This is a genomic window from Paenibacillus sp. alder61 (assembly GCF_020179875.1).
Lineage (GTDB): Bacteria > Bacillota > Bacilli > Paenibacillales > Paenibacillaceae > Fontibacillus > Fontibacillus faecis.
The window spans coordinates 1-26,919 of record NZ_JAIUDG010000030.1; the positions used below are offsets into that span (position 1 = coordinate 1).

The window sequence follows — 26,919 nt, forward strand, 5'->3', positions numbered from 1 at the left end:
TAAGCCCTCCAGCGCCGATGGTACTTGGACCGAAGGGTCCTGGGAGAGTAGGACGCCGCCAAGCAACTGAGAAGAGCACTACCGTATGATGCGGTGGTGCTCTTTTTGTATGCTCAATAAGTGTGCTATTTAAAATACCTGCAAATCTGCAGGAATTTCCGAGCGTTTTAGCCTCGAAAAGCGAAAAAGATGCAAAAGTGCAGGAATTTTCGGCCCGTCCGCCCGAATGGAGCCCCTGCAGCAAAAAAGCCTGCAGATTTGCAGGAATTTCGCTCAGCAGGGGCTATCTCCCCAAAAATTCCTGCATATTTGCAGGAATTCACATTTTACAGGAAGTTCTATATAACAGAGTGAGGACGAATAAGCTACTTTTACGGGGCATCCAAACACCGAATCGTTCCCTCTTGGCAAATCGGGAAAATGTGTTATAATGAATTTAAAGTCAAAGAAAGTCAAAGTCAACATATCATGACCATCCTATATTCAAACCGTCGCATACGGTTAATACTATTCATACATGTGAAGCATAGTCACTGCGGATCCTGTTAACGCTGGCGCGGTATGTTGCAACGATTAAGTAATGGAGGATGGGTGATGCGCAATATCTCCGACATTATCGAGAAATACCTTAAGAGCATTTTGCATGAAAGCCCTGAAGGGGCGATAGAAATACAGCGTAACGAACTCGCCGAGCAATTTTCCTGCGTTCCTTCCCAAATTAATTACGTTATTAGTACGCGCTTTACGTTGGAAAAGGGGTATTTGGTGGAGAGCAAGCGTGGCGGAGGCGGGTACGTTCGCATCAGGCGAATCGAATTGCCGGGTGCCAACAGCCTGCATACGTACCTCCATCAGATGATAAGTGACGAAATCGGCCAGACTGCTGCTGAAGGACTTATTTATCAACTGGAGGAGGCTCGTTTTCTAAGTAGGAGGGAAGCGGCGCTGATGAGGGCGGCGATTTCCAGGGAAGCGCTGATGGTGAAGCTGCCTTACCGGGATCAGATCCGCGCCAGAATTATGAAGGCGATGCTGATTTCCTTACTCGGCTAATGACAGCAAGCGACGAAACCAAGGCAATCCATTGTTGGAGGAGGGACAACTATGCAATGCCAAGAATGCGGTAAACGCCCTGCTACACTACATTTTACAAAAATCGTCAACGGCGAGAAGACCGAGTTTCACATCTGTGAGGCATGTGCGCGGGAGAAGGGAGAGATGATCCCGGGTACGAGCGGAGGCTTCTCGATCCATAACCTGCTCTCGGGATTAATGGATTTCCATCCTGGCATCCCCGGAGCCGCAGCGGCGGCGAAACCGAAAGAGAGTATCCGTTGTGAGGAATGCGGCCTGACGTATTCTCAGTTCAGTAAAATCGGGCGGTTTGGCTGCAGCTCCTGCTATAAATATTTTAACGACCGTCTGGATCCTCTGTTCAAAAGAGTGCACGGCAACACGGTCCATGTCGGGAAAGTGCCAAAACGGGCCGGAGGCCACATCCAAGTGAAGCGGAAGCTGGATGACCTTCGACGCGAGCTGCAATATCGGATTTTGCAGGAGGAGTTCGAAGAAGCGGCCGCGCTTCGGGATCAAATTCGCGAGCTAGAGAAGCAAATTTCCGCAGAGTAGGAGGAGTGCAGAATGCCTAATCTTCGTTTTACACAGCAACCGTTAAGCGAATGGATGAGCCGGGGCGGCAAGGAATCGGAGATCGTGATCAGTACCCGCGTGCGCATTGCCCGCAACCTGATTCATCATCCTTTTCCGATGCTGGCGACCAACCAGCAATCCGAAGAGGTGCTCAGGCTGCTGCAGGGCGCATTAAGCGACGAGCGTCTGCTGGGCTACGGCAAGCTGCATCCGGTGCTGCTGGCGGATTTGGATGAGCTCGACAAGAAAATTCTGGTGGAGAAGCATCTGATCAGTCCGAACCTGGCGGGGGAATCCCGGAAAGGGGCCGCCTTCATCAGCGAGGATGAGAGCTTGAGCATTATGGTCAATGAAGAGGATCATTTGCGAATTCAGTGCCTGTATCCGGGACTTCAAGTTCAGGAGGCTTGGGAAAAAGCTACCGCGATCGACGATATTTTCGAGGATCATGTCGATTATGCGTTCGACGCCAACCGGGGCTTTTTGACCAGTTGTCCGACCAATGTAGGGACGGGGCTTCGGGCTTCGGTCATGATGCACCTGCCCGCTCTGGTGCTGACGCAGCAGATCAACCGGATTCTCTCCGCCGTGTCTCAAGTGGGATTGACGGTGCGGGGGATTTACGGTGAAGGCAGCGAAGCGATGGGCAACTTGTTTCAAATCTCAAATCAGATTACACTAGGACAAAGCGAGGCGGAAATTATTGAGAATTTGTATGGCGTGGTCCTGCAAATTATCGAACATGAGAAGAACGCCCGCAACAAGCTGCTTACCGAATCCCGGCTGCGGATGACCGACCGGGTGATGCGATCGTACGGGATATTGTCCTATGCGTCGATCATGGATTCAAAGGAAGCGGCACAGCGGCTGTCGGATGTTCGGCTTGGGGTGGATCTCGGGTTAATAGATAACGTGCCTCCTCAAGTGCTCAATGAACTTAACGTCATGACCCAGCCCGGCTTTTTGCAAAAGATGTTCGGCGAGAACCTTTCGCCTGGGGAGCGGGATATGTACCGCGCCAAGCTGATTCGCGAGAAAGTGGGTAAATAACGGAAGCGGACTTAATTTATGGAGGTGCAGAAGACATGATGTTTGGAAGATTTACGGAGCGTGCCCAGAAAGTACTGGCCTTGGCTCAAGAAGAAGCCGTTAGATTGGGGCACAACAATATCGGAACGGAACATATTTTGCTCGGTCTCATCCGGGAAGGCGAAGGGATTGCCGCTAAAGCGCTGATCGGTTTGGGATTGGGCCTGGAAAAAATCCAGGACGAAGTGGAAACGCTGATCGGCCGCGGCCAGGAGCAGCCTTCCAATATCGCTTATACGCCCCGTGCCAAGAAAGTCATCGAATTGTCGATGGATGAAGCCCGGAAGTTGGGTCATACCTATGTCGGCACCGAGCATATCCTGCTTGGCCTGATCCGGGAAGGCGAAGGCGTCGCTGCCCGTGTGCTGAACAACCTCGGGATCAGCCTGAACAAGGCGCGCCAGCAAGTGCTCCAATTGCTCGGCAGCAGTGAAGCCGTCTCGAGCCACCATGGGGCGCCCGCCAATGTGAACACACCGACCCTGGACAGCCTGGCCCGCGACTTGACTGCCTCAGCCAAGGAAGGCAATCTGGATCCGGTAATCGGACGCAGCAAGGAAATCGAACGGGTCATCCAGGTGCTCAGCCGCCGGACGAAGAACAATCCGGTGCTGATCGGGGAACCGGGCGTCGGGAAAACCGCGATCGCCGAAGGGCTGGCCCAGAAGATCATCAACAACGAAATTCCCGAGACGCTGCGGGATAAACGAGTCATGACGCTGGATATGGGTTCGGTCGTAGCCGGAACGAAATACCGCGGTGAATTCGAAGACCGTTTGAAGAAAATCATGGATGAAATCCGCCAAGCGGGGAACATCATCCTTTTCATCGACGAGCTGCACACCTTGATCGGGGCCGGCGGCGCGGAAGGCGCGATCGACGCCTCCAACATTCTCAAGCCGGCTTTGGCCCGCGGTGAGCTTCAGTGCATCGGGGCGACGACTCTGGACGAATACCGGAAGTACATCGAGAAGGATGCCGCACTGGAACGCCGCTTCCAGCCGATTACGGTTGACCAGCCGTCGGTGGACGAAGCGATCCAAATCCTGCACGGGTTGCGCGACCGCTACGAAGCGCATCACCGGGTGAAGATCACCGACGAGGCGATTGAGCAGGCGGTGAAGCTGTCGGACCGCTACATTCAGGACCGGTTCCTGCCGGATAAAGCGATCGACCTGATCGACGAGGCGGGCTCCAAAGTAAGGCTGAACTCTTACACGGTACCGCCGAATCTGAAGCAACTGGAAAGCCGTCTGGAGGATATCCGCAAAGAGAAGGATGCCGCGGTGCAAAGCCAGGAATTCGAAAAAGCGGCCGCCCTGCGCGACACGGAGCAAAAGATCCGCGAAGAGCTGGACGTCACCAAGAACCAGTGGAAAGAAAAACAGGGCCGGACCGACTCGGAAGTAACGCCGGAGGATATCGCCCAGGTCGTTGCGAGCTGGACGGGAATCCCGGTGAGCAAGCTGAAGGAAGAAGAGACCGAACGCCTGCTGAATATGGAGCAAATTCTGCATGAGCGCGTCATCGGCCAAGATGAAGCCGTCAAGGCGGTCAGCCGGGCGATTCGCCGGGCGCGTGCCGGCCTTAAGGATCCGAAGCGGCCGATGGGCTCGTTCATCTTCCTTGGACCAACCGGGGTAGGTAAGACGGAGTTGGCCCGCGCCCTCGCCGAATCGATGTTCGGCGACGAGAACGCCGTGATTCGCATCGACATGTCGGAATACATGGAGAAGCATTCCACGGCCCGGCTCGTCGGCGCGCCTCCGGGATACGTAGGGTATGAGGAAGGTGGCCAACTGACCGAGAAAGTACGCCGCAAACCTTACTCCGTCGTGCTCCTCGACGAAATTGAAAAGGCGCATCCGGAAGTGTTCAACATCCTTCTGCAAGTGTTGGAGGACGGCCGTTTGACCGACTCCAAAGGCAGGGTCGTCGACTTCCGCAATACGCTGATCATCCTGACCTCCAACGTGGGGGCCGACGCGATCAAGCGGAATACGCGGCTCGGCTTTACCGCCGTGGACGACGCCGGGGCGGATTACGACAACATGAAGGGCAAAGTGATGGAAGAACTGAAGAAGAGCTTCCGTCCGGAATTCCTCAACCGGATCGATGAAATCATCGTCTTCCACTCGCTCGAGGAAGCGCATATCGGTCAAATCGTGACCCTCATGTCCGAGGAGCTGCGCAAGCGGCTGCGCGAGTACGATGTCGATTTCGAGCTGACCGACAAGGCTAAAGCCTTCTTGGCCAAAGAAGGATTCGACCCGGCCTACGGGGCGCGTCCGCTCCGCCGGGCGATTCAGAAGCATATCGAGGACCGTTTGTCCGAGGAGCTGCTGACCGGCCACGTGAAGAAAGGCGATTCGCTCACGATCGACGAGCAGGATGGCTCGCTGACCGTGGAGAGAACCGGAACCTTTTCAAAGAACGCCTAATGCCGCAAGGCTATAAAATTTGGATACGGACCTGCCATTGCCGCAGGTCCGTTTTTATTTTCGAGCGATTTCAACACGGTTTTGCAGCAAACGCGGAGGAAAGGAAGCCTTTTTGACGAAATGGTATGATAGTGATCAAGGAGGCTTGTTTGTTGTGAGAGAAACGATACTTTTGGTAGATGACGAGAAAGAGATTATCAAGCTAATGGAAATCTATATGCGGAACGAAGGCTATGAACTGCTGACGGCCTCGGACGGCCAGGAAGCGTTGGAACTGCTTCAGTCTCACGAGGTGGACCTGATCATCCTTGACGTGATGATGCCGAGACTGGACGGGCTTGAAGCTTGCATGCGCATTCGCGAAGCGCGCGACACCCCGATCATCATGTTGTCGGCCAAGAGTCAGGATATGGATAAAATTGCCGGGCTCAGCATCGGGGCGGACGATTATGTCACCAAGCCGTTTAATCCGTTGGAGTTGATTGCCCGGGTGAAATCGCAGCTCAGGCGCTACAACCGATTTGCCAAACAAGCCTGGCCTCCGGCACAAGACGAGATTGTGATCGATGATCTGGTGATCAATACCGCCATGCACAAAGTAACGGTGGATCAGAAGGAAATCAAGTTGACGCCGCGGGAATTCGAGGTTCTGAAGCTGCTGGCCTCCAATCGGGGCATCGTGCTTAGCATGGACCGAATCTATGAGGAAGTATGGAAGGAACAATATATGGAGTCAAAAAATACAGTCATGGTGCATATCCGCAGGCTGCGCGAAAAAATCGAACAGGATCCGCAGCATCCCCGATTCATCAAAACGATTTGGGGCATCGGTTACAAGATGGAAAACCTTGAGTAGGCAGGGGTCCGGACGATGAACATGAAACGCTTGATGTCGCTGCGTTTGAAGTTTTTGCTGGTTGCCGTGGGCAGTTTTTTGCTTACGGTGTCCACGCTGTTCATATGCCATCAATTGGCGGCGTACATTCTTGAACTGCCGGAGTCCCCCTTCGTTTCGCCATTCCGCTGGGCGATCCGTGAAGTGATCCGGCAAATCGGATCCGTGTCGGCCATGGCCATCGTAGGTGTCGTGGTATTCGTTATGATCTATATGTGGTTAACGCGGGGAACGACCCGATATTTAAAGGAGCTTGACCAGACTTTAGTGGAAGTCGGCCTGGGCCGTTTCGATGTGCGAATCCCGGTTCGTACCTCCGATGAGTTGGGGAATATAGCGGAAAATTTGAACAGGGCGATGGAAGGGCTCCATTCGTCGCTGCGGGAAATGACTAGCGGGCTTGAGGAAATCGCCGAAGGGCGGCTGGACCGAAAAATCCCCCTTCAGACCGGAGAGCTGGCCAGGGTTGCCGAGAGCATCAACCATATGGCGGATCGGCTCAACCGCTCCATCGAGGAGGAGCGCCTGGCGGAGCGATCCAAGAACGACCTGATCACGGGGGTTTCCCATGACCTTCGGACGCCTCTTACTTCAATCCTGGGATTTCTCAAAGCGATTGAAGAAGACCGCTACAAGGATGAGACCGAACTGCGTTACTATGTCAACATTGCCTATGAGAAATCGCTGGATCTTAAAAAGCTGATCGACCAGCTGTTCGAGTACACCCGGATCCGAAACGGGCTGCCGCTGAAGCTATCGGAGCTGGATCTGGTCGGGTTCATCTGCCAGCTTGCCGAAGAATTTGTACCCAGTCTGGAACAGGCGGGGATGGTCTGCCGAGTTACGGTGGACCGGATGGAAGTGCCCATTCTGGCCGACGGCGATTTGCTGGTTCGTGCCTTCGAAAACCTGATGAGCAACGCCATTCAATACGGGGCCGAGGGAAAATACGTCGACGTTCTGGTCGATGCGGCGGAGGGATGGGCCAGCGTCAAGTTTACCAATTACGGGGAAGAGATCCCCTCCAGCAGCCTGCCTTTTCTGTTTGACCGCTTCTACCGCGTCGAAGGCTCACGCTCGAAATCGACGGGTGGAACGGGGCTGGGGCTGGCCATCGCCAAGAGCATCGTTGAAGTTCATGAAGGTCAAATTTCGGTAACGAGCAACCCTCAACGCACCGTGTTCGAGGCACGTTTTCCCTTAGCCGGGGTGTAATTTATGAAAAAAAAGCGTTCGGGGTGTTAGGAAAAGCGTTATAATAGAATGCGGTCACCGCAATCGTCAGGAATGCGAATTAGCGGGTTTGCTAACCTTTCAAGCAGCTTGTCCGTCTAATTCTATGGAGAGGGATAAAAGAAGATATCGCCGTTTTTTATATCACAAGCAAATTGTAAGAGTTTATTAAGATTTGCTGTAAAGAATGTTAAGCTTCCTCTTTTATACTTCTCCTCGGGTGTCTAAAGATAGAGGGGAGCTACGAAGTACTATGGTTTTTTCAAGCTTGATTTTTTTGTATCTGTTCCTGCCAATTCTATTGGCGGCTTACTTTATCTCCAAACATGCGGGATACCGGATTTGGGTATTGATTATATTCTCCTATGTTTTTTATGCGTGGGGAGAACCGCTTTGGGTCATTTTGCTGCTATTGGCCTCGTTGATCGGGTACGTGTTTGCGCTCGGCATCGAGCGGACGAGAGGGACTTGGGCGTCCAAAGGGCTCTATGTCGCCTCTATCGTCGTGAACATAGGTTTGCTGGGATTTTTTAAATACGCCGGGTTCCTGGTTGATAACTTGAATCTGTTGCTGCCGGTGGACATTCCGGTTCCTGAAGTGAAGCTGCCGATCGGCATCTCCTTCTTCACCTTTGAATTGATTTGTTATCTGACCGACGTCTATAAAGGAACGATCAGCGCTCCACGATCGCCGAAAAAAGTGCTTTTTTATGTTTCCTTCTTTCCGCATCTGGTAGCCGGCCCGATTATTCGTTATACGGATATCGAAAAACAGATCGAGCGTCCGCAAGTCACCCTGGCGGGATTCAGCGCGGGGATATCCCGTTTCATGGTGGGACTGGGGAAAAAGGTGCTGCTGGCCAATCTGCTTGGGGAGACGGCCGCGCAGCTGCTAACCCCGAGTTCGGCGTCATCTTCCGTGCTGGGCATATGGTTCGGAATCATTCTTTTCGCCTTGCAGATTTATTTTGATTTCTCGGGCTATTCGGATATGGCGATCGGTCTGGGCAAAATGTTCGGCTTTAATCTGAGGGAAAATTTCAATTATCCCTATGTCTCCAAGTCCGCGGGGGAATTCTGGCGGCGTTGGAACATGTCTTTGGGAGGATTTTTCCGCGATTATGTGTATATCCCGTTGGGCGGGAACCAGAGGTTTTATCTGCGCAACCTGTTTGTCGTATGGTTTCTGACCGGTTTCTGGCACGGGGCGAGCTGGAATTTTATCATTTGGGGACTTTATTTCGGGATGTTGATTTATATCGAGCGCCAATTTCTCGGAAAATGGCTGGCCCGCATTCCTGCGTTTTTCTCCCATATTTATGCGGTCATCGTGATATTGGTGGGCTGGGTATGGTTTTATTTCACCGACCTTTCCCAGGGGATTCAGGCGCTTCTGACGATGTTCGGGCTCAACCACCGGGAATTCGCCAATCTGGAGTTGGAATTTTATATCCGCGACAATCTGCTGCTGGTTCTCGCAGCAATCCTGCTTTCGACGCCGTTGGTCGCACGGGGACTTGAAAAGCTTGCGGCCTCTTCCTCAAAACTCGGGAGGGGACTGGTCGTCGCCGGAAGCCAGGTGTTTAATGTGGCGGTATTGATTCTCGCCACGATTTTACTTGTCGGAAGTTCGTATAATCCGTTTCTATACTACCGGTTTTGACGAGGAGGATCAGGATGAAATTTCGTTATATTTGGAATACTCTTTTCTTTTTGCTGGTCATCTTCGGCTTAGGTATACTCAATCTGGCTTATCCCCAATCCGGGGACGTATCCTCGTTGGAACAGCGGACGCTGACGAAGTGGCCCGCTTTTTCATGGGAAAGGTTTTTTTCGGGAGAATTCACGAGGGAATTCGATGATTATTTCTCCGATCATTTCGCGTTTCGCACGCCGATGGCCAAAGCCGGCGCAGCTCTTGTGGAATATAAAGGACTGCCGGACAATGATGCGAAGATTATTCAGCAGGGCGGCGATAACACGGCCCAGAAGCTGGATACAGCGGCTAAGGATGGCAGTGCGGCCGCCGGGGCGGGGCAAGAGGTGCAATATTTGATTTATAAGGATCGGGCTTACACGCTTTTCGCATATTCTCAAGAAGCGGCCGAGGCGTACGCCAAGGCGTTAAACCGCTTTAAGGCGGCGGTGGATCCGAAGGTTGGGGTCTATTCCATGCTGGCGCCTACCTCGTCCGAATTTATCGGGAAGGCGTCTTACCAGAAACTTTCCGATTCGCAAAAGAACGCTTTCGATCACGTTAATGCATCGCTGGATCCCGAGATCCGCCGGATAGACGTTTACGGAGCGCTGGATCGGCACAAACAGGAAGAGATTTACTTTGGGACCGACCATCACTGGACGGCCTTGGGCGCCTATTATGCGTATGCCGAGCTGATGAAAGAGCTGGGAGAAACTCCCGTGCCGCTCGATTCCTACGCCAAAGGACGGATAGAAGGCTTTTTGGGCACGGCCTACAAGGCTACGTTAAGCCCTAAACTAAAAGCGCATCCCGACACCATTGAATATTATGAACCCGGTTCAAAATACGAATACACCCGATACTCCACCAAGGGGCAGCCTCTTCCGGGGAAAATCGTCGATCCGCGTTACGCCAAGGCGAGCGGCGGATATGCCGTTTTTTTGGGAGGGGACTTTCCCTGGGGCGAGATTCAAACGGAACGGAACAACGGCCGAAAAATCGCCGTGATTAAAGACTCCTATGCCAATGCCTTCATTCCGTTTCTGATCCCGCATTTTGAATCGATTTATTATATCGATCCCCGTTTCTATACGGGGAGTCTGACCGAGTTTGTGAAGGAGCACGAAATTACCGATGTCCTGTTCCTGAACAACTCGACGGTCGCCCGAAGCACGGGGATCGCTAAACTGATCGATAAGCAAATGTAAAATGGAAAAAACAAAAGTGCCTCGATTGCTACAAAATTCCAACGTTTTCGCCGATGAATAGGGTAAAGGCAGCTTGCAAAGCTTGTGCTTTGGGCTGCTTTTTTCCGCTTTATAACCTTTCCCGATCTGCCCGGAAATGCTTCCAGTTCACCTCAAAGAATGGTAAACTTTTAATATCGCCTCTGCGGCGCGGCCTGCAAGGTTTGTCAAATTTTGCAGTGCGGAGAAGGAGAGATAAATGGTTAAAGTAAAAACAAAGTTTTTCTGTACCGAATGCGGTTACGAATCGCCGAAATGGTACGGAAAATGCCCGGGCTGCGGGTCTTGGAACACGATGGTGGAGGAAACGGAGAAAGTGGTGAAAACCCAGGGCCTTACTTCGGGGTTATTTCATACGAAAGAAAAACCGCTTCCGATCATAAATATAGAGAGCGGCCAAGAGCCGCGGATCCAAACCGGGATAGCCGAGCTGAACCGCGTACTGGGCGGTGGAGTGGTCCCCGGATCCTTGATTTTGGTAGGCGGGGATCCGGGGATCGGGAAATCCACGCTTTTGCTGCAGACATCTCATGAAATGGCGAAGGCGGGGCTGCGGGTGCTGTATATCTCCGGGGAGGAATCGACCCGGCAGACCAAGCTGCGGGCGGAACGGCTCGGGGCGCTGTCTCCCGAGCTTTACGTGCTTTGCGAAAGCAGCATGGACGGGATCGAGGAGGCCATCGATCAGGTGAAACCCGATTTTCTGGTCATCGACTCGATTCAAACGGTTTATTTGCCGGAGGTGACGAGTGCGCCCGGCAGTGTTTCACAAGTACGGGAATGCACCGCCCGCTTCATGCGGATCTCCAAAGGGCAGGGAATCGCCACGGTATTGGTGGGTCACGTTACCAAAGAAGGGGCGATCGCCGGTCCGCGTATGCTGGAGCACATGGTGGATTCCGTTCTGTATTTCGAAGGAGAGCGGCATCATTCTTACCGTTTGCTGCGCGCCGTGAAGAACCGCTTCGGATCGACCAATGAAATCGGGATCTTTGAAATGAAAGAAGCGGGGCTGGATGAGGTGGCGAACCCGTCCGAATTGTTCCTGTCCGAACGCCCTCTGGGCGTCGCGGGATCTACGGTGGTGGCTTCGATGGAGGGAACCCGGCCGATGCTGGTGGAACTCCAGGCGTTGATCGCCTCAACCCAATTCCCTTCCCCGCGGAGAATGGCTACCGGAGTGGATCACCACCGGATGAATCTGATTATTGCGGTATTGGAGAAGCGGATGGGCATGTTCCTGCAAAATCAGGATGCCTACGTGAATCTGGCCGGAGGCGTCAAACTGGATGAGCCGGCCGTCGATTTGGCGATTGCCGTCAGCATCGCTTCCAGTTTCCGCGATCTGCCGACCAAGCCGTTCGATGTCTTTTTCGGCGAGGTGGGGCTCACCGGTGAAGTCCGGGCCGTATCCCGGGCGGAACAGCGGGTGAAGGAAGCGGCCAAACTGGGCTTCAAACGGGTCATCCTTCCCGAGAAGAGCATGAAGGGCTGGAAGGGGCCCAAGGAAATTCAATTAATCGGTGTGAATACCGTTGCAGATGCGCTAGCGGTTGCGTTAGATTAGGGGGCACTAAATGATGAAAGAATCAACCCAAGCGGAGAAAATGAATGAACTGCTTAGGCTCGTTGCGCCGGGTACCGCTTTTCGCGACGGGCTTGAGAACGTGCTTCGGGCCAAGACGGGCGGTCTGATCGTCGTCGGTTACAGCCCGGAAGTGATGGAGGTCGTCGAAGGCGGATTCTCCATCAACTGCGATTTCTCGCCAAACTACTTGTATGAGCTTGCCAAAATGGACGGGGCAATCATCCTGAGCGAGGACTTGAAACGGATTTTATACGCGAACACTCAATTGATCCCCGATTCCTCCATCTCTTCGTCGGAGACCGGCATTCGCCACCGGACGGCCGAACGGGTAGCGAAGCAGACCGGGAAACTGGTCGTTTCGATTTCCCAACGCCGGAACATCATCACGTTATATCAGGGCGGGTTAAGATACGCGCTCAAAGAAATCGGCGTCATTCTGACGAAAGCGAATCAGGCGATTCAAACGCTGGAGAAATATAGGGCGGTTCTCAATCAAACCCTGACCAATTTGACTGCGTCAGAGTTCGAAGAACTGGTTACAATACCGGAAGTCATCAATGTCATTCAGCGGGTGGAAATGGTCATCCGCATCAAGATGGAAATCAAACGGTTTATTAACGAACTGGGGACCGAAGGACGGCTGATCAGCATGCAGATGGAAGAGCTGGTCAGCAACATGGAAGAAGAGGCCTGGCTGCTCTATAAGGATTATGCGAAGGATGACAGCGATGAAGCGATCCGTGAAATCATCCTGGGACTTAAACGTTCCTCCGACGACGAACTGCTGGACGATAACCATATTACGCGGCTGCTCGGTTATCCCACTTCGGCGGCTACATCGGAAGAGCTGATTTCTCCACGGGGATATCGGGTGCTGAACAAGATCCCCCGCCTTCCGAATGTCATCATTCATAACCTGGTGGAGCGATTCGGCGAACTGCCGAACATCCTGACGGCTACGATCGAGGAACTGGATGAAGTCGACGGCATCGGCGAGGTGCGTGCCCGGGCAATCAAGGAAGGTTTGAAGCGGCTTCAAGAACAGGTATTCATTGACAGGCAAATTTAATTCTCCTACAATCAATGGATGTATGTTAGAGCAATATCAATTGAGGTGAAAAAATGATCACGAAATCAATTCCGAACCTGTTTACCTTGGGTAACCTGTTTCTCGGAATGTTGGCCATGATGCTTGCGCTTGACGGTAGATACAGCTTGGCTGCGATCATGGTCATTGTCGCCATGCTGCTTGACGGATTGGATGGCCGGGTCGCCAGAGCGCTGAATTGTCAGAGCGAATTCGGCAAGCAGTTGGACTCCTTATCGGATATCATTTCTTTCGGCATTGCGCCCGCACTTATTATGTATGTGATTTCCTTCCACAGCTTGCCGCAAACGGGATTGGCCTGGGCGGTCACCGCGATTTTTCCGATGTGCGGGGCACTGAGGCTGGCCCGATTCAACGTACAAAAAGGGATCCCCGGCTATTTCATCGGTTTGCCCATTCCGGCCGCCGGCGGAGTCGTGGCGACGCTGTCTTTGTTCCATAAGGATATTACGGCACCTTACTTCATCATTTCCATGCTGCTGTTATCCTACCTGATGGTCAGCTCGGTCAGATACCCGAACTTCAAGAAGCTCGGCCTTCCGAAGAAAGCCGTGATCGCGACGCCCTTTGTAGTCGTGCTTGCGGTTGTGATCGCCGTTCTTTTTCCGGATGAAACCTCCAAGCTGATCTTTGTTCCCCTGGTGATCTATGCGGGATACGGTTTAAAACAGAATATCGACAGGCTGCTGCGCCGGAAACGGCGGGAAGAGGACGACTCCGAAAGGCTGTTCGGGCCCAAAAGATAACCGCCTAAACCATAAAGAGCACTGCATTCCACAAAGGAATGGCAGTGCTCTTTGGCGTTATGGGCGTAAAAAGAGATCAAGACATATTGAACAGCCCCAGGGTGGAGCATTTCTGCGACTCCTTTTCCAGGACTTCCTCCAGTTGAATTCCCAGCAAATTGCAAAGCGCGGACGTATAAAATAAGCTGCGTCCAAGTTCGTTGCTGATGACATCGCGGCAGTTCTCGCACAATTCCCCTTGGACGTGCCGGCCGATTCGTTCTTTGGCCTCTTCGAGGCTTAAACCCGGTTCGAATTCCTGCTTGGTGGCGTGAAGTTCAATACAGCCGCATTCCGTGATCGCCTTGGTTACGGAGCGGACGGCTGCGGCGTTGGTTTGTCCCAATTTCGACATGACATCCAGCAGACTGCGGTGACGGAGCAACAGTTCGGAAACTTGGTCTTGAAAAGATTGAAGGCTTGGTGCGCTCATTTTCCATCCACCTCAATATTATGAATTGAATTCATTATATGCCACCTTTTCCCCGGGATCAACCAGAAATGCCGCACCACACGGCTTCTCTCCGGGTTTGGATGGGATTTCCATACTGAAAAAAAGTTGACGTTCCCCCGATTACGCCGCCAAAAATTGGATCATACTGGATAAAGAGGATATCTATCAGGAGGTGAAGAGCGTCATGCTAAAAAAATGGTTATTGATCGTGGCGGGGCTTTGCGGCGCATGGTTCGGGTACACGACGAAAGGGGCGTCAGGCGCATTTCCCGAACCGCTGCGGAGCTGGATTGACGGAATGGGTCCGGTCGCGGGTTCGCTGCTGCTGGCCGCTGCGGGTGCGGGTCTGTTTCTGCTCGCATTCTCGCTTGCCGCGGATGCCGTCTCCGCCAGAGTGCGGAAATGGATTGCTTCCTTAACCCAAATCCCTATGAAGGACATGGCGGCCGGAGCGGCCGGACTGACTGCAGGACTTCTTCTTTCTTTAATGGTCTACCCCGTTTTGTCCTGGCTTGGCTCTTTGGAGAGCTTTGCCCGGTTTGCGGTTTCCACCCTGCTCGGCTATATCGGGTTGTATGTGGCTCTGGAGAAAAAAGAAGAGCTCTCTTCCATGTGGGTTTCGGGAAAATGGGCGACCGGCGGCAAGGAGGAAGAACGCCGTCTGGAGGAGCACAAAATTTTGGACACCAGCGTCATTATCGACGGCCGGATCGCCGACATATGCAAAACCGGGTTTATCGAGGGAACGGTCGTGATCCCCGAATTTGTGCTTGAGGAGCTTCAGCATATCGCGGATTCCTCGGATCTGTTGAAACGGAACCGCGGCCGGCGGGGGCTGGACATTCTGAACAAAATCCAAAAAGAGCTCGACGTTAAAGTGCTGATCTATGAAGGGGATTTCGAGGAAATCTCCGAGGTCGACAGCAAGCTGGTCAAGCTGGCCAAAGTGCTGCAGGGAAAAGTCGTCACCAACGACTTTAACCTGAACAAAGTATGCGAGCTCCAAGGGGTCTCGGTACTGAACATCAACGATTTGGCCAATGCGGTCAAACCGGTGGTCCTGCCGGGCGAGGAAATTATGGTTCAGGTGATCAAGGACGGGAAGGAACATGGACAGGGCGTCGCTTATCTGGATGACGGCACGATGATCGTCGTCGAGGGGGGGCGCGATTTTATCGGCAGCGTCACCGAAGTGCTCGTCACGAGCGTCCTGCAGACTTCGGCGGGCCGCATGATCTTCGCCAAACCGAAACTGTTGGAAAAAGCCCAGTAAATTCGGTATGATGGGAATACATGGGGCGAAAAAGAACGGGAGTTGACCCCTATTTTCCTTATCGGGGTGAGGCAGAACTTATGGAGACAACGACCATCCCGGACGCCGGGGCGATTATCGTGGCGGCAGGCCGGGGGACGCGCATGGGGACGAAGGAGAGCAAGCAGTTTCTCTCGCTTCGGGACAAGCCGATTATCGTTCACACGCTGGAGGTCTTCGACCGCCATCCTTTGATTCGCGAAATGGTGCTGGTGACCGGGGAGCAGGATGTGGAACGGTGCCGGGCCTGGATCGACGAGTACGGCATAACGAAAAAGGTAAAAGTCATACCGGGCGGGGCGGAACGTCAGCATTCGGTATACCGGGGATTGCGGGAAATCGGCACGCCCTGGGTACTGGTGCATGACGGCGTCCGCCCTTTTGTCACGAGCGGGCAGGTGACCTCCTGCTATGAGGCGGCCGTCCGGCACGGGGCGGCGATATTGGCCGTATCGGTGAAGGACACGATCAAGCAGGTTGATGCGCGGGGACAGGTTACGGGCACGCCGGATCGTACGAGCTTGTGGGCCGTACAGACGCCCCAGGCTTTCCGGCGGTCGGACCTGCTGCGGGCGCATGAGGATGCGGAAGCCGACGGGTTCATCGGGACGGACGATGCGATGTTGATCGAACGGCTCGGCCTTCCCGTGTTCGTTACGGAGGGCAGCTATCGCAATATCAAAATCACCACGCCGGAAGATCTGGATGTGGCGGAAATTTTCATCAAACGACAAGAAATCCAGGGGAGAGATAATTCATGATCGCGGTTGGACAAGGATTTGATGTGCATCAGTTGGTAGAGGGCAGGCCCTGCATCATCGGCGGCGTCACCATCCCGTACGAGAAAGGACTGCTCGGCCATTCGGACGCCGACGTGCTGCTGCATGCGGTGAGCGACGCTATTCTGGGGGCGCTCGCGCTGGGCGATATCGGCTGGCATTTCCCGGACACGGACCCGGCTTTTAAGGACGCAGACAGTCTTGTGCTGCTGCGCCGCGTATGGGACATGGCCGGCGAGCGCGGATACCGGCTCGGCAATCTCGACGCGACCATCATCGCGCAGGCGCCCAAAATGGCGCCGCACATTCCGCGGATGGTGGAAATTATCGCGGAAGCGCTGGGAGCGGACGCACGGCGGGTCAATGTGAAGGCGACGACGACCGAGCATCTCGGATTTGCCGGGCGCGGCGAGGGGATTGCGGCGCAATGTATTGTATGCCTGGTCTCCGATGTGCTATCATCATAGGATTGTAAGGGTATCTCTGATGCCGGAAGAAGGATAAATACGGGAGGGGATTGCAATGACGGAGGTTCGCGTGCGTTATGCGCCGAGTCCTACGGGGCATTTACATATCGGCAATGCCAGAACGGCGTTGTTTAATTACTTGTTTGCCAGACATCACGGAGGCAAATTTATCATCCGTATCGAGGATACGGACGTGAAGCGGAATATCGCCGGCGGGGAAGAGAGCCAGCTGACCTATTTGAAATGGCTCGGCATCGACTGGGATGAGAGCGTGGACGTCGGCGGGGAATACGGGCCGTACCGCCAGACGGAACGCCTGGAGATTTACCGCAAATACTGGCAGGATCTGCTCGACCGCGGTCTGGCCTATCGTTGTTACTGTACGGAAGAAGAGCTGGAACAAGAGCGCGAGGAGCAGATCGCCCGCGGCGAAACGCCGCGTTATTCCGGGAAGCACCGGGATTTGACGCCGGAGCAATGCGCCGCTTTCGAGGCGGAGGGCCGGGTGCCGAGCATCCGTTTCCGCGTTCCGGAAGGCCGCACTTACACGTTCGATGATTTGGTCAAAGGACCGATTACCTTCGAATCGGATATCAGCGGCGACTTCGTCATCGTTAAAAAAGACGGCATCCCGACTTATAACTTCGCGGTGGCGCTCGATGACCATTTGATGAAAATCACGCATGTGCTCCGGGGGGAAGACCATGTCTCGAACACCCCGCGTCAGCTGATGATTTACGAGGCTTTCGGCTGGGAGCCGCCGCGGTTCGGGCACATGACCCTGATCGTCGGGGAGAACCATAAGAAGCTGAGCAAACGCGACGAATCGGTGATCCAGTTTATCGAGCAATACGATAAGCTGGGCTATTTGCCGGAAGCGATGTTTAACTTTATCGCGCTGCTGGGCTGGTCGCCGGAAGGGGAAGAGGAAATCTTCTCCCGTGAAGAGCTGATTTCGATCTTTGACGCGAATCGCCTGTCGCGCAGCCCGGCGGTCTTCGACAAGCATAAGCTGGCTCACCTCAACAATCATTACATCAAAAACGCCGATCCGGAACGGGTGGCCGCTCTGGCCATTCCGCACCTTCAGGCGGCGTCCCGCCTGCCGGCGGAATTGACGCCGGAGCAGGAAACCTGGACGAAGGCGCTCGTCGCCCTGTACCAGGAGCAGATGACGGCGGCTTCGGACATCGTGGAGCTGTCGGATCTCTTCTTCCGCACCCATCTGGAGATGGATGCGGAGGCCGCCGCCGTACTGGCGGAGCCGCAAGTGCCGGAAGTCATGAACGCTTTCCTGGGCAAGGTGGAGGCTTCCTCCGCCGCCGAGTTCAAGCCTGAGCAAATCGCCGCCTGGATCAAGGAAGTACAGAAAGAAACCGGCGCCAAGGGCAAAGGGCTCTTTATGCCGATCCGCGTGGCCTTGACCGGACAAACGCATGGCCGCGATTTGAATCAGACGATTTATTTGCTCGGCCGCGACCGCGTCATCGACCGGTTAAAAGCGCAAATCCGCGGGGCGTAGCATGAAATCTTTATTGTCAGTTTTACAGGCAATCATGTAAGATAGGGGCAAAGGCAGAGATCGGGAGAAGTACGCATCGCGTACGTATTGGCCAGAGAGGATAACCGGAAGCCGCGCTTAAGGCGTGGCCGAGGCTGAGAGTTATCCCAATACGCGCGGCGGAAATGCACCCGTGAGCCGCAGCGTCGAGCGCGCCATTATTGGGGCGGGTAGAGGCTGACGTATCGTCCGCGTTAAGGACGAGAGTGAGGGATAGAACCCGGGAATCCGCGTTCGGCATGCCGGACGGAGCGACAGACCGCGGGAAGAAGCCGGCATATTGTCGGCGGAACCAAGCCACGCGGGCAGATCCGCGGCATATTTCAAGCCGCTCGATCCAAGCGGGGCCCCGGTCAAACCGTCTATCCGAAGCAGAGTGGAACCACGCACATAAGCCGGCGTCTCTGCAGCGAAAGCTGCAGGGGCGCTTTTTTTGTAGGCGGTAAATTCCAGGAATCCGGCTTTTGCCGGGGATGACCGGGATGACCGAGATGACCGAGGGCCGGGCTGAGTACCGGGATAACGGATTCAGGCAAATACCGGGAGGAATCCGTGCGAATAGAGACAAGGGGTAAGACCGGCCCGGCGCGTACGACGGGCCGCCGGGGAGATTTGCGGGCGTCGGCGACGCCGCCCCCGAGCAGAGTAGGGAGCGCAGGGCAGGGCGGCGAGCTTCGATAGCCAGCCAGCTTCCGTCGGAAGCCAGTCAGGTGAATAAGGGTCTTTTAAGGCGCTATTTTGTCGAATTTGGCTTTTCGGTGTGAAATAGAGGTCATTTGGGGCCTTATTTTAGAGAAAGTCGGGCAAAAACCGGATTTTTGAGCTCACGCCAGAGAAATAAGGCCGTTTTTGACCACTATTTTACCCGCGAAAGCGAATCGGGCCGAAATAACGGCCCAAAAGACCGCTATTGCGGCCGAGGAGTTTCCTCAACTTACCGAGGTGGGGGTTAGCGTTACACGGACCAGGAAAAGACGTAAGCAGAAAGAGGGGGAACGCTTATGTTTAAAAGAATGAAATCCGATATCCAGGCGGTATTCGAAAACGATCCCGCGGCCAGAAGCTGGTTTGAGGTGGTGTTCACCTACTCCGGTCTGCACGCCATCTGGAGCCACCGGATCGCTCACGCCTTGTACCGCAGGCGGTGGTTTACGCTGGCTCGCATCGTTTCCCAGGTCAGCCGGTTTTTCACGGGTATCGAAATTCACCCTGGGGCCCAAATCGGGAACAGGCTGTTCATCGACCACGGCATGGGTGTGGTCATCGGGGAGACCTGTGAAATCGGCGACGATGTGGTGATTTATCAGGGGGTTACGCTGGGCGGGAGCGGCAAAGAGAAAGGCAAGCGCCATCCGACCATCGGCAACAACGTCGTGATCGGGTCCGGAGCGAAGATACTGGGCTCGTTTAAGGTGGGAGATCAGAGCAATATCGGAGCCAATTCGGTCGTTTTGAAGGAAGTCCCCGCCGGCAGCACGGTCGTCGGCATCCCGGGCAAAGTGGTCCGGCAGGGCGGTAAACGCCTGGACCGCCTCAGCCACCAGCTTCCGGATCCGGTCGTCGATGCGCTGCGCTCACTTCAATTGGAGATCGAACGGCTCCAGAGCGAAGTGGAGCGCCTGCGGGGAGAACGGCAGGGTGAGCACAGCGGGCTCTATGGGACGCAGGAGATGCATAAGGAGCCGGAGCAACAAGAGAAGCAAGAGAAGCAAGAGAAGCAAGAGAAGCAAGAGAAGCAAGAGAAGCCGGAAGAAGCGCTGGAGAGAAAACGCTAGTCTTGAATTCAGCCGGGTGGCCGACAGAACGGCGGTGCCGGCAGGGAATCAGGGTAAAATAACTATAACCATAGGAACTTAATGCGGAAAGGAATCGTGATTATGGCGCTGCAAATCTATAACACCCTGACGCGAATGAAGGAGAATTTCGTCCCGCGGGAACCGGGAAAGGCCAGCATGTATGTGTGCGGCCCGACCGTATACGGGTATATCCATATCGGTAACGCGCGGCCGGTGATTTTTTTCGACGTCGTTCGCAGCTATTTGGAAAATCAAAACTATAAGGTCAATTACGTGGTCAATTTCACGGATGTGGATGACAAATTGATCCGAAAAGCCGAAGAAATGAAATTGACCGTACCTGAGGTCGCCTCGCTGTTTATCGATGCCTACTATGAAGATCTGGAGGGGCTCGGCATTCCCAAAGCGACGGCCAACCCGCGGGTTACGGAGAACATGGATCTGATCATCGCGTTTATCCGGGAGCTGGAAAGCAAAGGCTATGCTTATGAAAGCGGCGGGGACGTTTTTTTCCGGACCAAAAAATTCGACGGATACGGCAAGCTCTCGGGCCAAAACATCGAGGAATTGCAGTTCGGCATCCGCATCGAAGTGGACGAACGCAAAGAAAATCCGGAGGACTTCGTGCTCTGGAAAGCCGCGAAACCGGGGGAAATTCATTGGGACAGCCCTTGGGGCAAAGGACGGCCGGGCTGGCATATCGAATGCTCGGCGATGGCGCGCCACCATTTGGGGGAGACGATGGATATCCACGGCGGCGGGCAGGACCTGCAGTTCCCGCATCATGAATGCGAGGTGGCCCAATCGGAGGCGTTGACCGGCAAGCCTCTGGCCAGCTATTGGATGCATAACGGCTACGTTAACATCGGCGGGGAAAAAATGTCGAAGTCGCTCGGCAACGGCGTTCTGGTCAAGGACCTCCGCGGGCGCTACAAACGCGAAGCGATCCGTTACTTCATGCTGTCGAACCACTACCGCAATCCGCTGAACTTCTCGGATGAAGCGATGCTGCAAGCCGAGCGGAGCGTGGAGCGGATCGAAAACGCCCTGAACAACTTGCGCTACCGGATGAAAGAGTCCGCGGACGCGCAGGGCGGCGGTGCAGCGACTCCGGAATGGGAGAAGAAGCTGCGCGAAATCTGGCTGACGTTCCACGCCAAGATGCAGGACGACTTCAATACGCCGGACGCCATTACGGCGGTGTTTGAATGGGTGAGCGAGGTCAACGCCTTGCTGCAGCGACAGGAGGTGTCCCGCGCCGATCTGGAGGCGGCGCACAAGCTGTTCGCGGAGATGAACGGCGTGCTGCGCATCGCCGCGGAAGCGGAGCAGGAGCTGCTCGACGAGGACATCGATGCGCTGATCGCGGAGCGGGCGGAAGCGCGCAAGAACAAAAATTGGGCCCGGGCCGACGAAATCCGCGATCTGCTGAACGAGCAGGGCATCCTGCTCGAGGATACGCCGCAGGGCATGAGATGGCGGCGCAAATGACGGGCCCGGGACCAACCGGCGGCGAGCCGGAGCGGTCCGCCGCCGCAGGCCCCGGCGCCCCGGCGGATGCGCAGCCGGCCGCGCCCGAACCGGCGGCGCTCTGGTTCCCGGAGCCGCCGACCAAGCCGGCCCGGCTGCTGCCGCCGCTCGCGCTGGCTTATATCGGCGACGCCGTCTATGAGGTCGCCGTCCGCCAGCATGTGATGGCCCGGCCGAATCTCCGGCCTCACCACCTGCACGGGCAGTCGACCAAATACGTCTCCGCCAAAGCCCAGGCCAAGCTGCTGGCCCTGCTGGAGCCGCAGCTGACCGAGGAGGAAAGGGACGTTGTCCGGCAGGGCCGCAACGCCAAATCCGGCACCGTTCCCAAAAACGCGAACGTGCAGGATTACCGGCACGCGACCGCCTTGGAATGCCTGGTCGGATATCTGTACTACACGGGAGCGCATGACCGCATGCGGGATTTGCTTGCACAGGGCTTTGCCAAGCTGGAGCAGGATCGAACTTGAGCGGGTTAACATATTTTTTGCACAGGAGGATACGGTTATGGAGGATCAGGAATGGATCGCCGGCAAGCATTCGCTGCTTGAAGCGCTGAGGGCGGGACGAACAATCAACAAAATTTGGGTGGCCGAGGGCGCCCAGAAGCATTTGACCCAGCCGATTCTGGCCGAAGCCAAAAACCGCGGCATCGTGGTTCAGTTTGTGGACAAGCGGAAGCTGGACCAAATGGCGCCGGGCATGCAGCATCAGGGCGTAGTGGCCCAAGCGGCCCCTTATGCCTATGTCGAGGTGGAGGAGCTGCTGGCTAAGGCCGCCGAGCGGGAGGAGCCACCGTTTTTGCTGATTTTGGACGAAATCGAGGATCCGCATAATTTGGGCTCGATTTTGCGGACGGCGGAATGCACCGGGGTGCATGGCGTTATTATCCCTAAACGGCGTTCGGCTGCCGTGACGGCCACCGTCTCCAAAACCTCCGCCGGGGCCGTTGAATACGTCCCGGTTGCGAGGGTGACCAATCTGGTTCAGACGATGGAGCAGTTGAAAGAGGCGGGGGTCTGGATCGTCGGCACCGACGTTGCGGCCAAGGAAGAAATCTATGGCGGCGGCGATATTTTGTCAGGCTCGGTAGCGGTGGTCATCGGGAACGAAAACCAGGGGATGGGCCGGCTGGTTCGTGAAAATTGCGATGTGCTGCTGAAACTTCCGATGAACGGAAAGCTGAATTCCCTGAACGCCTCGGTCGCCGCGGGCGTTGTGATGTATGAAGTGCTGCGCAGACGCCGGGCGCAGGGATAAACACTTATGCGCGATATGCGCGACGTTCTTCTGGTGGACGGGTACAACATGATCGGCGGGTGGCCCGAGTTGGCCGCTTTGTCCAAAAACGATTTGGAGGAGGCCAGGAATCGCCTGCTGGCGAGGCTCGCCGATTATCAAGCCTTTTCGGGGAGAAAGGTGATTGTGGTATTTGACGCCTACCGGGTACCCGGCCTCGGAAAATCGTTCGCTCAATACAAAATCGATATCTATTACACCAAAGAGAAAGAGACGGCGGACGAATGCATTGAGCGGCTGGTGGGCGAACTTTGGCACCGCCGCAGGCAAATTTATGTGGCTACGAGCGATATGGTGGAGCAGCACGTGATTTTTGGACAAGGAGCTCTGCGGATTTCGGCAAGGGAATTGTTGACGCAAGTCGAACAAAGCGAGAAAGAGATTCAGACGAAATTGACGGAACGCAGCAGTAATACCGCCCGCAATACGCTGGACGGAAAGCTAAGCCCGGAGATGCGCCAGATGTTCGAGAGATGGCGAAGGGAATAGGCGAGAATTCTGTCGGATTCCTCCTAAATGCCCTTGACAAAGTTCGACTTTACATCTTTTGGTACTTTTTTTGTTGACGCTCATATGCGGCATCATATATACTGTTCGTATTACTTGACTGAGTGACGGGGCACCGTGCGTTGCAGCCGGAGGGATTTGTGGTGAGTGTCAACCTCGAGACATGGGTTAGATCCGACTATGAGGTTTTAAATGACGAAGACATTGTCGAAGCCGTGCGTAACGGTGACAGTGAAGCTCTGGAGTACTTGATCAACAAGTACCGCAGTTTTGTGCGGGCCAAAGCTAGATCTTATTTCCTGATTGGGGCTGACCGCGAGGATATTATCCAGGAAGGCATGATCGGTCTTTACAAATCGATCCGGGATTTTCGGGGAGACAAGCTGGCTTCGTTCAAGGCATTCGCCGAGATTTGCATCACGCGGCAGATTATTACCGCGATCAAGACGGCGACGAGGCAGAAGCATATTCCGTTAAATTCCTATGTTTCTTTGGACAAGCCGATTTACGACGAAGATTCCGATCGTACGCTGCTGGATGTGATCTGCGGTTCCCGGGTTTGCGACCCCGAAGAGCTGATCATCAACCAGGAGGAATTTACCGGCCTTGAAGACAAGATGTCCGAGATCCTAAGCGATCTCGAACGCAAGGTTTTGATGCTCTATTTGGATGGCCGCTCTTATCAGGAGATTGCGGTAGATCTGAAGCGGCACGTCAAATCCATCGATAATGCGCTGCAGCGGGTTAAGAGAAAGCTGGAACGTTATCTGGAAGTGCGTGACGGAGGAATTTGAAATTTTGGTTTTTCTATTATTCCACGGAAACAAGGGACGAGGGCTTGCGGTCGTCCTTTTTTGCTATTCCGGGAACTCTTCCATATGCGGAGGGAAGGAAGTTTATCCTTCGAGAAGTTGAGCAATACTAGAACAAGTACGCATTCGATTCCAGCACTTTCCTGGCGACCCATTTTTGACTCGGATCCCTCGGTAAATTACCTCAATTTAACGACGCGAGAAGCTTGTTTGGCTCGTTGACACGGGTATTGGCATGTGATAAAGTGTTTTAGGTAGGCCTAAATTTGCGTTTTTTTGAATTTCAGGTCAATTCATGAGACTTTCTCATAAAAGAAATGTCTTCGGGAGGTGCACATCATGCGGGTAATTATTACGTTGGCTTGTACGAATTGCAAACAAAGAAACTACACGACAACGAAAAACAAGCGTAACCACCCCGACCGCATGGAGATGAAGAAATTTTGCAAGTTTTGTAACGAGCAAGTTCCTCATCGCGAAACCAGATAGTCTTTGGAGGTGTAGTCGCGGATGAAACGAAGTTTCAAGTCGTTGTTCTCTTTTTTCTCTGAAAGCTGGGCTGAGCTTAAAAAGGTTCGCTGGCCTAATCGTAAAGAGCTGACCAATTATACGCTGATTGTGCTGGGTACAATTGTGGCTGTCGCGATTTATTTTTGGGTTCTTGATATCGGCATCTCTGCTGTGATCGAAGCGATAATTTAAGAAGGGTCCTTAGGTGGCTTGATATGGAGAAAAGATGGTATGTAGTTCATACCTATTCCGGGTATGAGAACAAAGTCAAAGCCAATTTGGAGAAGCGTGTCGAGTCCATGGGCATGGAAGACAAGATATTTCGCGTTCTTGTTCCGATGGAAGAAGAAGTGGTGAACAAAGACGGCAAGAAGAAAACCGTCATGCGTAAAGTTTACCCGGGATATGTCTTGGTCGAGATGATCCAAACCGACGATTCTTGGTATGTTGTCCGCAACACGCCGGGCGTCACTGGATTTGTCGGCTCTACGGGATCGGGATCCAAACCTACGCCTCTGCTCCCTGAAGAAGTGGAACAGATTTTGCAGCATATGGGCATGGAAGAACCGAAGCCGGTTATCGAGTTCGATCTGAAAGAATCCGTACGCATCAAGGTTGGTCCGTTTGCCAATTTTGTCGGGTCGATTGAAGAAATTCTGGTCGACAAAAGCAAGCTTAAGGTTCACGTCAACATGTTTGGACGAGAAACCCCGCTTGAGCTGGACTACACTCAAGTGGAAAAGATATAGGTTTCTTAGGGTTTCTAAGTGGGAGGAGCCAAGCTCCGTCTACCACCATTAGGGCAAGGAGGTGTTTTACATGGCGAAAAAGGTTATCAAAGTGGTAAAACTGCAAATTCCTGCAGGGAAAGCGAATCCTGCGCCTCCGGTAGGTCCGGCATTGGGTCAAGCGGGTGTCAATATCATGGCATTCTGTAAAGAATTCAACGCTCGTACTGCCGATCAAGCAGGTTTGATCATTCCGGTTGAACTTTCGGTGTTTGAAGACCGTTCTTTTACTTTCATCACCAAAACTCCTCCGGCAGCCGTTCTGCTTCGCGTTGCCGCGAAGATCGAGAAAGGTTCCGGCGAACCGAACAAGAAGAAAGTGGCTACCGTGAAGCGCGACGTCGTTCGTCAAATCGCGGAGCAAAAAATGCCTGACCTGAACGCGGCTTCCGTTGAATCGGCGATGCGTATGGTTGAAGGTACGGCCCGCAGCATGGGCATCACGATCCAAGACTAATTCTTGGGCGTGTACAAGCGATGGAGTTGCATGACAGCTAAGAATGACTAGACATTAAGCAACTGAAGTTGCCTTTGATTCACAAGCTAGCCTTAGGGTAACTGGTGAATCAAAGACCAGTGGGAGGATATTCCGCTAATACCACAAAGGAGGAACAATTTCATGGCTAAACACGGTAAGAAATACCTGGAAGCCGCTAAGCTGATTGACAGCGAAGCGACATATGAGCCTTCTGAAGCCGTTGAACTGGTGAAGAAGGCAGCGACTGCGAAATTCGACGAAACCGTTGAAGCTGCAGTTCGTTTGGGTGTTGACCCTCGTAAACAAGACCAAGCCGTTCGTGGTGTCGTTGTCCTGCCTCATGGCACGGGTAAGACGCAACGCGTTCTGGTATTCGCCAAAGGCGAAAAAGCTAAGGAAGCGGAAGCTGCCGGTGCTGATTACGTCGGCGATCAAGATATGATCAACAAAATCCAACAAGGCTGGTTCGAGTTCGATGTCTGCGTAGCGACTCCGGACATGATGAGCGAAGTTGGTAAACTGGGTCGTCTGCTCGGTGGTAAAGGCCTCATGCCTAACCCTAAAGCAGGTACGGTTACGTTTGACGTAGCCAAGGCCGTTCAAGAAATCAAAGCGGGTAAAATCGAGTATCGTCTGGATAAAGCAGGTCAAATCCATGCGCCGATCGGTAAAGTTTCCTTCACTGCGGAGCAGTTGAACGAGAACTTGAAAGCTCTGATCGACGCGTTGAACCGGGCTAAACCGGCTGCCGCCAAAGGCGTATACTTGAAGAATATCGCCATTTCTTCGACGATGGGCCCTAGCGCTCGCGTGAATACAGCCGTTTACAGATAATACCGCCGTCTTTGACGGAGAAAGAGATTGACTTGAGGTTGATCTCCTGGTAAACTA

General features: G+C 54.0%; 27 protein-coding genes. 26 read left to right on the forward strand and 1 reads right to left on the reverse strand.

Annotated elements, in window-relative coordinates:
• Positions 1–594 precede the first annotated feature (594 nt).
• The 11 genes from LBW89_RS24410 to pssA all read left to right on the forward strand — a co-directional run bounded on the left by LBW89_RS24410 (position 595) and on the right by pssA (position 13,696).
• Complete coding sequence (locus LBW89_RS24410; protein ID WP_148457998.1) at positions 595–1,053, forward strand: CtsR family transcriptional regulator; 459 nt, start codon at positions 595–597, stop codon at positions 1,051–1,053.
• Positions 1,054–1,104: 51 nt separating this feature from the next.
• Positions 1,105–1,629, forward strand: coding sequence for a UvrB/UvrC motif-containing protein (locus LBW89_RS24415; protein WP_148457999.1), 525 nt, complete (start codon positions 1,105–1,107; stop codon positions 1,627–1,629).
• 12 nt (positions 1,630–1,641) lie between these two features.
• Positions 1,642–2,700 carry a protein arginine kinase gene (locus tag LBW89_RS24420; RefSeq protein WP_213509101.1) on the forward strand — a complete coding sequence of 353 codons (1,059 nt, stop codon included), beginning with the start codon at positions 1,642–1,644 and terminating at the stop codon, positions 2,698–2,700.
• A 35-nt stretch (positions 2,701–2,735) separates the two neighbouring features.
• Complete coding sequence (clpC, locus tag LBW89_RS24425; protein ID WP_148458001.1) at positions 2,736–5,180, forward strand: ATP-dependent protease ATP-binding subunit ClpC; 2,445 nt, start codon at positions 2,736–2,738, stop codon at positions 5,178–5,180.
• Between the two features lie 154 nt (positions 5,181–5,334).
• Positions 5,335–6,036 (forward strand): response regulator transcription factor, encoded by a 702-nt coding sequence (locus LBW89_RS24430; RefSeq protein WP_225040680.1) that lies wholly within the window; start codon positions 5,335–5,337, stop codon positions 6,034–6,036.
• A 15-nt stretch (positions 6,037–6,051) separates the two neighbouring features.
• Complete coding sequence (locus tag LBW89_RS24435) at positions 6,052–7,290, forward strand: sensor histidine kinase (RefSeq protein ID WP_225040682.1); 1,239 nt, start codon at positions 6,052–6,054, stop codon at positions 7,288–7,290.
• 271 nt (positions 7,291–7,561) lie between these two features.
• Positions 7,562–8,971 (forward strand): MBOAT family O-acyltransferase, encoded by a 1,410-nt coding sequence (locus LBW89_RS24440; protein ID WP_225040684.1) that lies wholly within the window; start codon positions 7,562–7,564, stop codon positions 8,969–8,971.
• A gap of 14 nt (positions 8,972–8,985) precedes the next feature.
• Positions 8,986–10,215, forward strand: a complete 1,230-nt coding sequence (locus LBW89_RS24445) for a DHHW family protein (protein WP_225040686.1) — start codon at positions 8,986–8,988, stop codon at positions 10,213–10,215.
• 238 nt (positions 10,216–10,453) lie between these two features.
• A complete protein-coding gene (gene radA, locus LBW89_RS24450; RefSeq protein WP_148458005.1) occupies positions 10,454–11,821 on the forward strand; it encodes a DNA repair protein RadA in 1,368 nt (455 codons plus the stop codon).
• A 13-nt stretch (positions 11,822–11,834) separates the two neighbouring features.
• Entirely contained in the window at positions 11,835–12,911 is a 1,077-nt protein-coding gene (gene disA / locus LBW89_RS24455; protein WP_225040708.1) for a DNA integrity scanning diadenylate cyclase DisA, read from the forward strand.
• A 53-nt stretch (positions 12,912–12,964) separates the two neighbouring features.
• A complete protein-coding gene (gene pssA / locus LBW89_RS24460) occupies positions 12,965–13,696 on the forward strand; it encodes a CDP-diacylglycerol--serine O-phosphatidyltransferase (RefSeq protein WP_148458006.1) in 732 nt (243 codons plus the stop codon).
• A gap of 76 nt (positions 13,697–13,772) precedes the next feature.
• Here the strand turns inward: pssA and LBW89_RS24465 are convergent, their stop codons facing one another.
• A complete protein-coding gene (locus LBW89_RS24465; protein ID WP_148458007.1) occupies positions 13,773–14,168 on the reverse strand; it encodes a DUF1573 domain-containing protein in 396 nt (131 codons plus the stop codon).
• Positions 14,169–14,373: 205 nt separating this feature from the next.
• Between LBW89_RS24465 and LBW89_RS24470 the strand changes: the two genes are divergently transcribed.
• The 15 genes from LBW89_RS24470 to rplA all read left to right on the forward strand — a co-directional run bounded on the left by LBW89_RS24470 (position 14,374) and on the right by rplA (position 26,862).
• Positions 14,374–15,462 carry a PIN/TRAM domain-containing protein gene (locus tag LBW89_RS24470; protein WP_148458008.1) on the forward strand — a complete coding sequence of 363 codons (1,089 nt, stop codon included), beginning with the start codon at positions 14,374–14,376 and terminating at the stop codon, positions 15,460–15,462.
• A gap of 80 nt (positions 15,463–15,542) precedes the next feature.
• The gene (gene ispD / locus LBW89_RS24475) at positions 15,543–16,262 is read left to right on the forward strand and encodes a 2-C-methyl-D-erythritol 4-phosphate cytidylyltransferase (RefSeq protein WP_225040688.1); all 720 of its coding nucleotides are present in this window, start codon (positions 15,543–15,545) and stop codon (positions 16,260–16,262) included.
• Positions 16,259–16,747: a 2-C-methyl-D-erythritol 2,4-cyclodiphosphate synthase gene (gene ispF, locus LBW89_RS24480; protein WP_225040690.1), complete on the forward strand. Its 489-nt coding sequence runs from the start codon at positions 16,259–16,261 to the stop codon at positions 16,745–16,747. The genes ispD and ispF overlap by 4 nt, the downstream gene beginning before the upstream one ends.
• Before the next feature lie 55 nt (positions 16,748–16,802).
• On the forward strand, positions 16,803–18,269 hold the full coding sequence (gltX, locus tag LBW89_RS24485; RefSeq protein WP_225040692.1) for a glutamate--tRNA ligase: 1,467 nt from the start codon (positions 16,803–16,805) through the stop codon (positions 18,267–18,269).
• A gap of 1,040 nt (positions 18,270–19,309) precedes the next feature.
• Positions 19,310–20,083, forward strand: coding sequence for a serine O-acetyltransferase (gene cysE / locus LBW89_RS24490; protein ID WP_225040694.1), 774 nt, complete (start codon positions 19,310–19,312; stop codon positions 20,081–20,083).
• Between the two features lie 102 nt (positions 20,084–20,185).
• Entirely contained in the window at positions 20,186–21,595 is a 1,410-nt protein-coding gene (gene cysS, locus LBW89_RS24495) for a cysteine--tRNA ligase (protein ID WP_225040696.1), read from the forward strand.
• Positions 21,580–22,104, forward strand: a complete 525-nt coding sequence (locus LBW89_RS24500; protein ID WP_225040697.1) for a Mini-ribonuclease 3 — start codon at positions 21,580–21,582, stop codon at positions 22,102–22,104. Before cysS ends, LBW89_RS24500 begins: the two co-directional genes overlap by 16 nt.
• Before the next feature lie 37 nt (positions 22,105–22,141).
• A complete protein-coding gene (rlmB, locus tag LBW89_RS24505) occupies positions 22,142–22,894 on the forward strand; it encodes a 23S rRNA (guanosine(2251)-2'-O)-methyltransferase RlmB (RefSeq protein WP_148458015.1) in 753 nt (250 codons plus the stop codon).
• A gap of 6 nt (positions 22,895–22,900) precedes the next feature.
• Positions 22,901–23,422, forward strand: a complete 522-nt coding sequence (locus LBW89_RS24510) for an NYN domain-containing protein (protein ID WP_148458016.1) — start codon at positions 22,901–22,903, stop codon at positions 23,420–23,422.
• Positions 23,423–23,580: 158 nt separating this feature from the next.
• On the forward strand, positions 23,581–24,234 hold the full coding sequence (gene sigH / locus LBW89_RS24515; RefSeq protein WP_373317771.1) for an RNA polymerase sporulation sigma factor SigH: 654 nt from the start codon (positions 23,581–23,583) through the stop codon (positions 24,232–24,234).
• 357 nt (positions 24,235–24,591) lie between these two features.
• Positions 24,592–24,741 carry a 50S ribosomal protein L33 gene (rpmG, locus tag LBW89_RS24520; protein ID WP_071784256.1) on the forward strand — a complete coding sequence of 50 codons (150 nt, stop codon included), beginning with the start codon at positions 24,592–24,594 and terminating at the stop codon, positions 24,739–24,741.
• A gap of 21 nt (positions 24,742–24,762) precedes the next feature.
• Positions 24,763–24,954 (forward strand): preprotein translocase subunit SecE, encoded by a 192-nt coding sequence (gene secE, locus LBW89_RS24525; protein ID WP_148458018.1) that lies wholly within the window; start codon positions 24,763–24,765, stop codon positions 24,952–24,954.
• Between the two features lie 23 nt (positions 24,955–24,977).
• Positions 24,978–25,511 carry a transcription termination/antitermination protein NusG gene (gene nusG, locus LBW89_RS24530; protein ID WP_044482538.1) on the forward strand — a complete coding sequence of 178 codons (534 nt, stop codon included), beginning with the start codon at positions 24,978–24,980 and terminating at the stop codon, positions 25,509–25,511.
• 70 nt (positions 25,512–25,581) lie between these two features.
• Complete coding sequence (rplK, locus tag LBW89_RS24535) at positions 25,582–26,007, forward strand: 50S ribosomal protein L11 (protein WP_148458019.1); 426 nt, start codon at positions 25,582–25,584, stop codon at positions 26,005–26,007.
• A gap of 162 nt (positions 26,008–26,169) precedes the next feature.
• A complete protein-coding gene (gene rplA, locus LBW89_RS24540) occupies positions 26,170–26,862 on the forward strand; it encodes a 50S ribosomal protein L1 (protein WP_148458020.1) in 693 nt (230 codons plus the stop codon).
• Positions 26,863–26,919 lie beyond the last annotated feature (57 nt).

Excerpts from the sequence above, each read along its gene's own strand:
- LBW89_RS24410 (WP_148457998.1), top strand. The coding sequence starts at position 595 with ATGCGCAATATCTCCGACATTATCGAGAAATACCTTAAGAGCATTTTG.
- LBW89_RS24415 (WP_148457999.1), top strand. The coding sequence starts at position 1,105 with ATGCAATGCCAAGAATGCGGTAAACGCCCTGCTACACTACATTTTACA.
- LBW89_RS24420 (WP_213509101.1), top strand. The coding sequence starts at position 1,642 with ATGCCTAATCTTCGTTTTACACAGCAACCGTTAAGCGAATGGATGAGC.
- clpC (WP_148458001.1), top strand. The coding sequence starts at position 2,736 with ATGATGTTTGGAAGATTTACGGAGCGTGCCCAGAAAGTACTGGCCTTG.
- LBW89_RS24435 (WP_225040682.1), top strand. The coding sequence starts at position 6,052 with ATGAACATGAAACGCTTGATGTCGCTGCGTTTGAAGTTTTTGCTGGTT.
- LBW89_RS24440 (WP_225040684.1), top strand. The coding sequence starts at position 7,562 with ATGGTTTTTTCAAGCTTGATTTTTTTGTATCTGTTCCTGCCAATTCTA.
- LBW89_RS24445 (WP_225040686.1), top strand. The coding sequence starts at position 8,986 with ATGAAATTTCGTTATATTTGGAATACTCTTTTCTTTTTGCTGGTCATC.
- radA (WP_148458005.1), top strand. The coding sequence starts at position 10,454 with ATGGTTAAAGTAAAAACAAAGTTTTTCTGTACCGAATGCGGTTACGAA.
- disA (WP_225040708.1), top strand. The coding sequence starts at position 11,835 with ATGAAAGAATCAACCCAAGCGGAGAAAATGAATGAACTGCTTAGGCTC.
- pssA (WP_148458006.1), top strand. The coding sequence starts at position 12,965 with ATGATCACGAAATCAATTCCGAACCTGTTTACCTTGGGTAACCTGTTT.
- LBW89_RS24465 (WP_148458007.1), bottom strand. The coding sequence starts at position 14,168 with ATGAGCGCACCAAGCCTTCAATCTTTTCAAGACCAAGTTTCCGAACTG.
- LBW89_RS24470 (WP_148458008.1), top strand. The coding sequence starts at position 14,374 with ATGCTAAAAAAATGGTTATTGATCGTGGCGGGGCTTTGCGGCGCATGG.
- ispD (WP_225040688.1), top strand. The coding sequence starts at position 15,543 with ATGGAGACAACGACCATCCCGGACGCCGGGGCGATTATCGTGGCGGCA.
- ispF (WP_225040690.1), top strand. The coding sequence starts at position 16,259 with ATGATCGCGGTTGGACAAGGATTTGATGTGCATCAGTTGGTAGAGGGC.
- gltX (WP_225040692.1), top strand. The coding sequence starts at position 16,803 with ATGACGGAGGTTCGCGTGCGTTATGCGCCGAGTCCTACGGGGCATTTA.
- cysE (WP_225040694.1), top strand. The coding sequence starts at position 19,310 with ATGTTTAAAAGAATGAAATCCGATATCCAGGCGGTATTCGAAAACGAT.
- cysS (WP_225040696.1), top strand. The coding sequence starts at position 20,186 with ATGGCGCTGCAAATCTATAACACCCTGACGCGAATGAAGGAGAATTTC.
- LBW89_RS24500 (WP_225040697.1), top strand. The coding sequence starts at position 21,580 with ATGGCGGCGCAAATGACGGGCCCGGGACCAACCGGCGGCGAGCCGGAG.
- rlmB (WP_148458015.1), top strand. The coding sequence starts at position 22,142 with ATGGAGGATCAGGAATGGATCGCCGGCAAGCATTCGCTGCTTGAAGCG.
- LBW89_RS24510 (WP_148458016.1), top strand. The coding sequence starts at position 22,901 with ATGCGCGATATGCGCGACGTTCTTCTGGTGGACGGGTACAACATGATC.
- rpmG (WP_071784256.1), top strand. The coding sequence starts at position 24,592 with ATGCGGGTAATTATTACGTTGGCTTGTACGAATTGCAAACAAAGAAAC.
- secE (WP_148458018.1), top strand. The coding sequence starts at position 24,763 with ATGAAACGAAGTTTCAAGTCGTTGTTCTCTTTTTTCTCTGAAAGCTGG.
- nusG (WP_044482538.1), top strand. The coding sequence starts at position 24,978 with ATGGAGAAAAGATGGTATGTAGTTCATACCTATTCCGGGTATGAGAAC.
- rplK (WP_148458019.1), top strand. The coding sequence starts at position 25,582 with ATGGCGAAAAAGGTTATCAAAGTGGTAAAACTGCAAATTCCTGCAGGG.
- rplA (WP_148458020.1), top strand. The coding sequence starts at position 26,170 with ATGGCTAAACACGGTAAGAAATACCTGGAAGCCGCTAAGCTGATTGAC.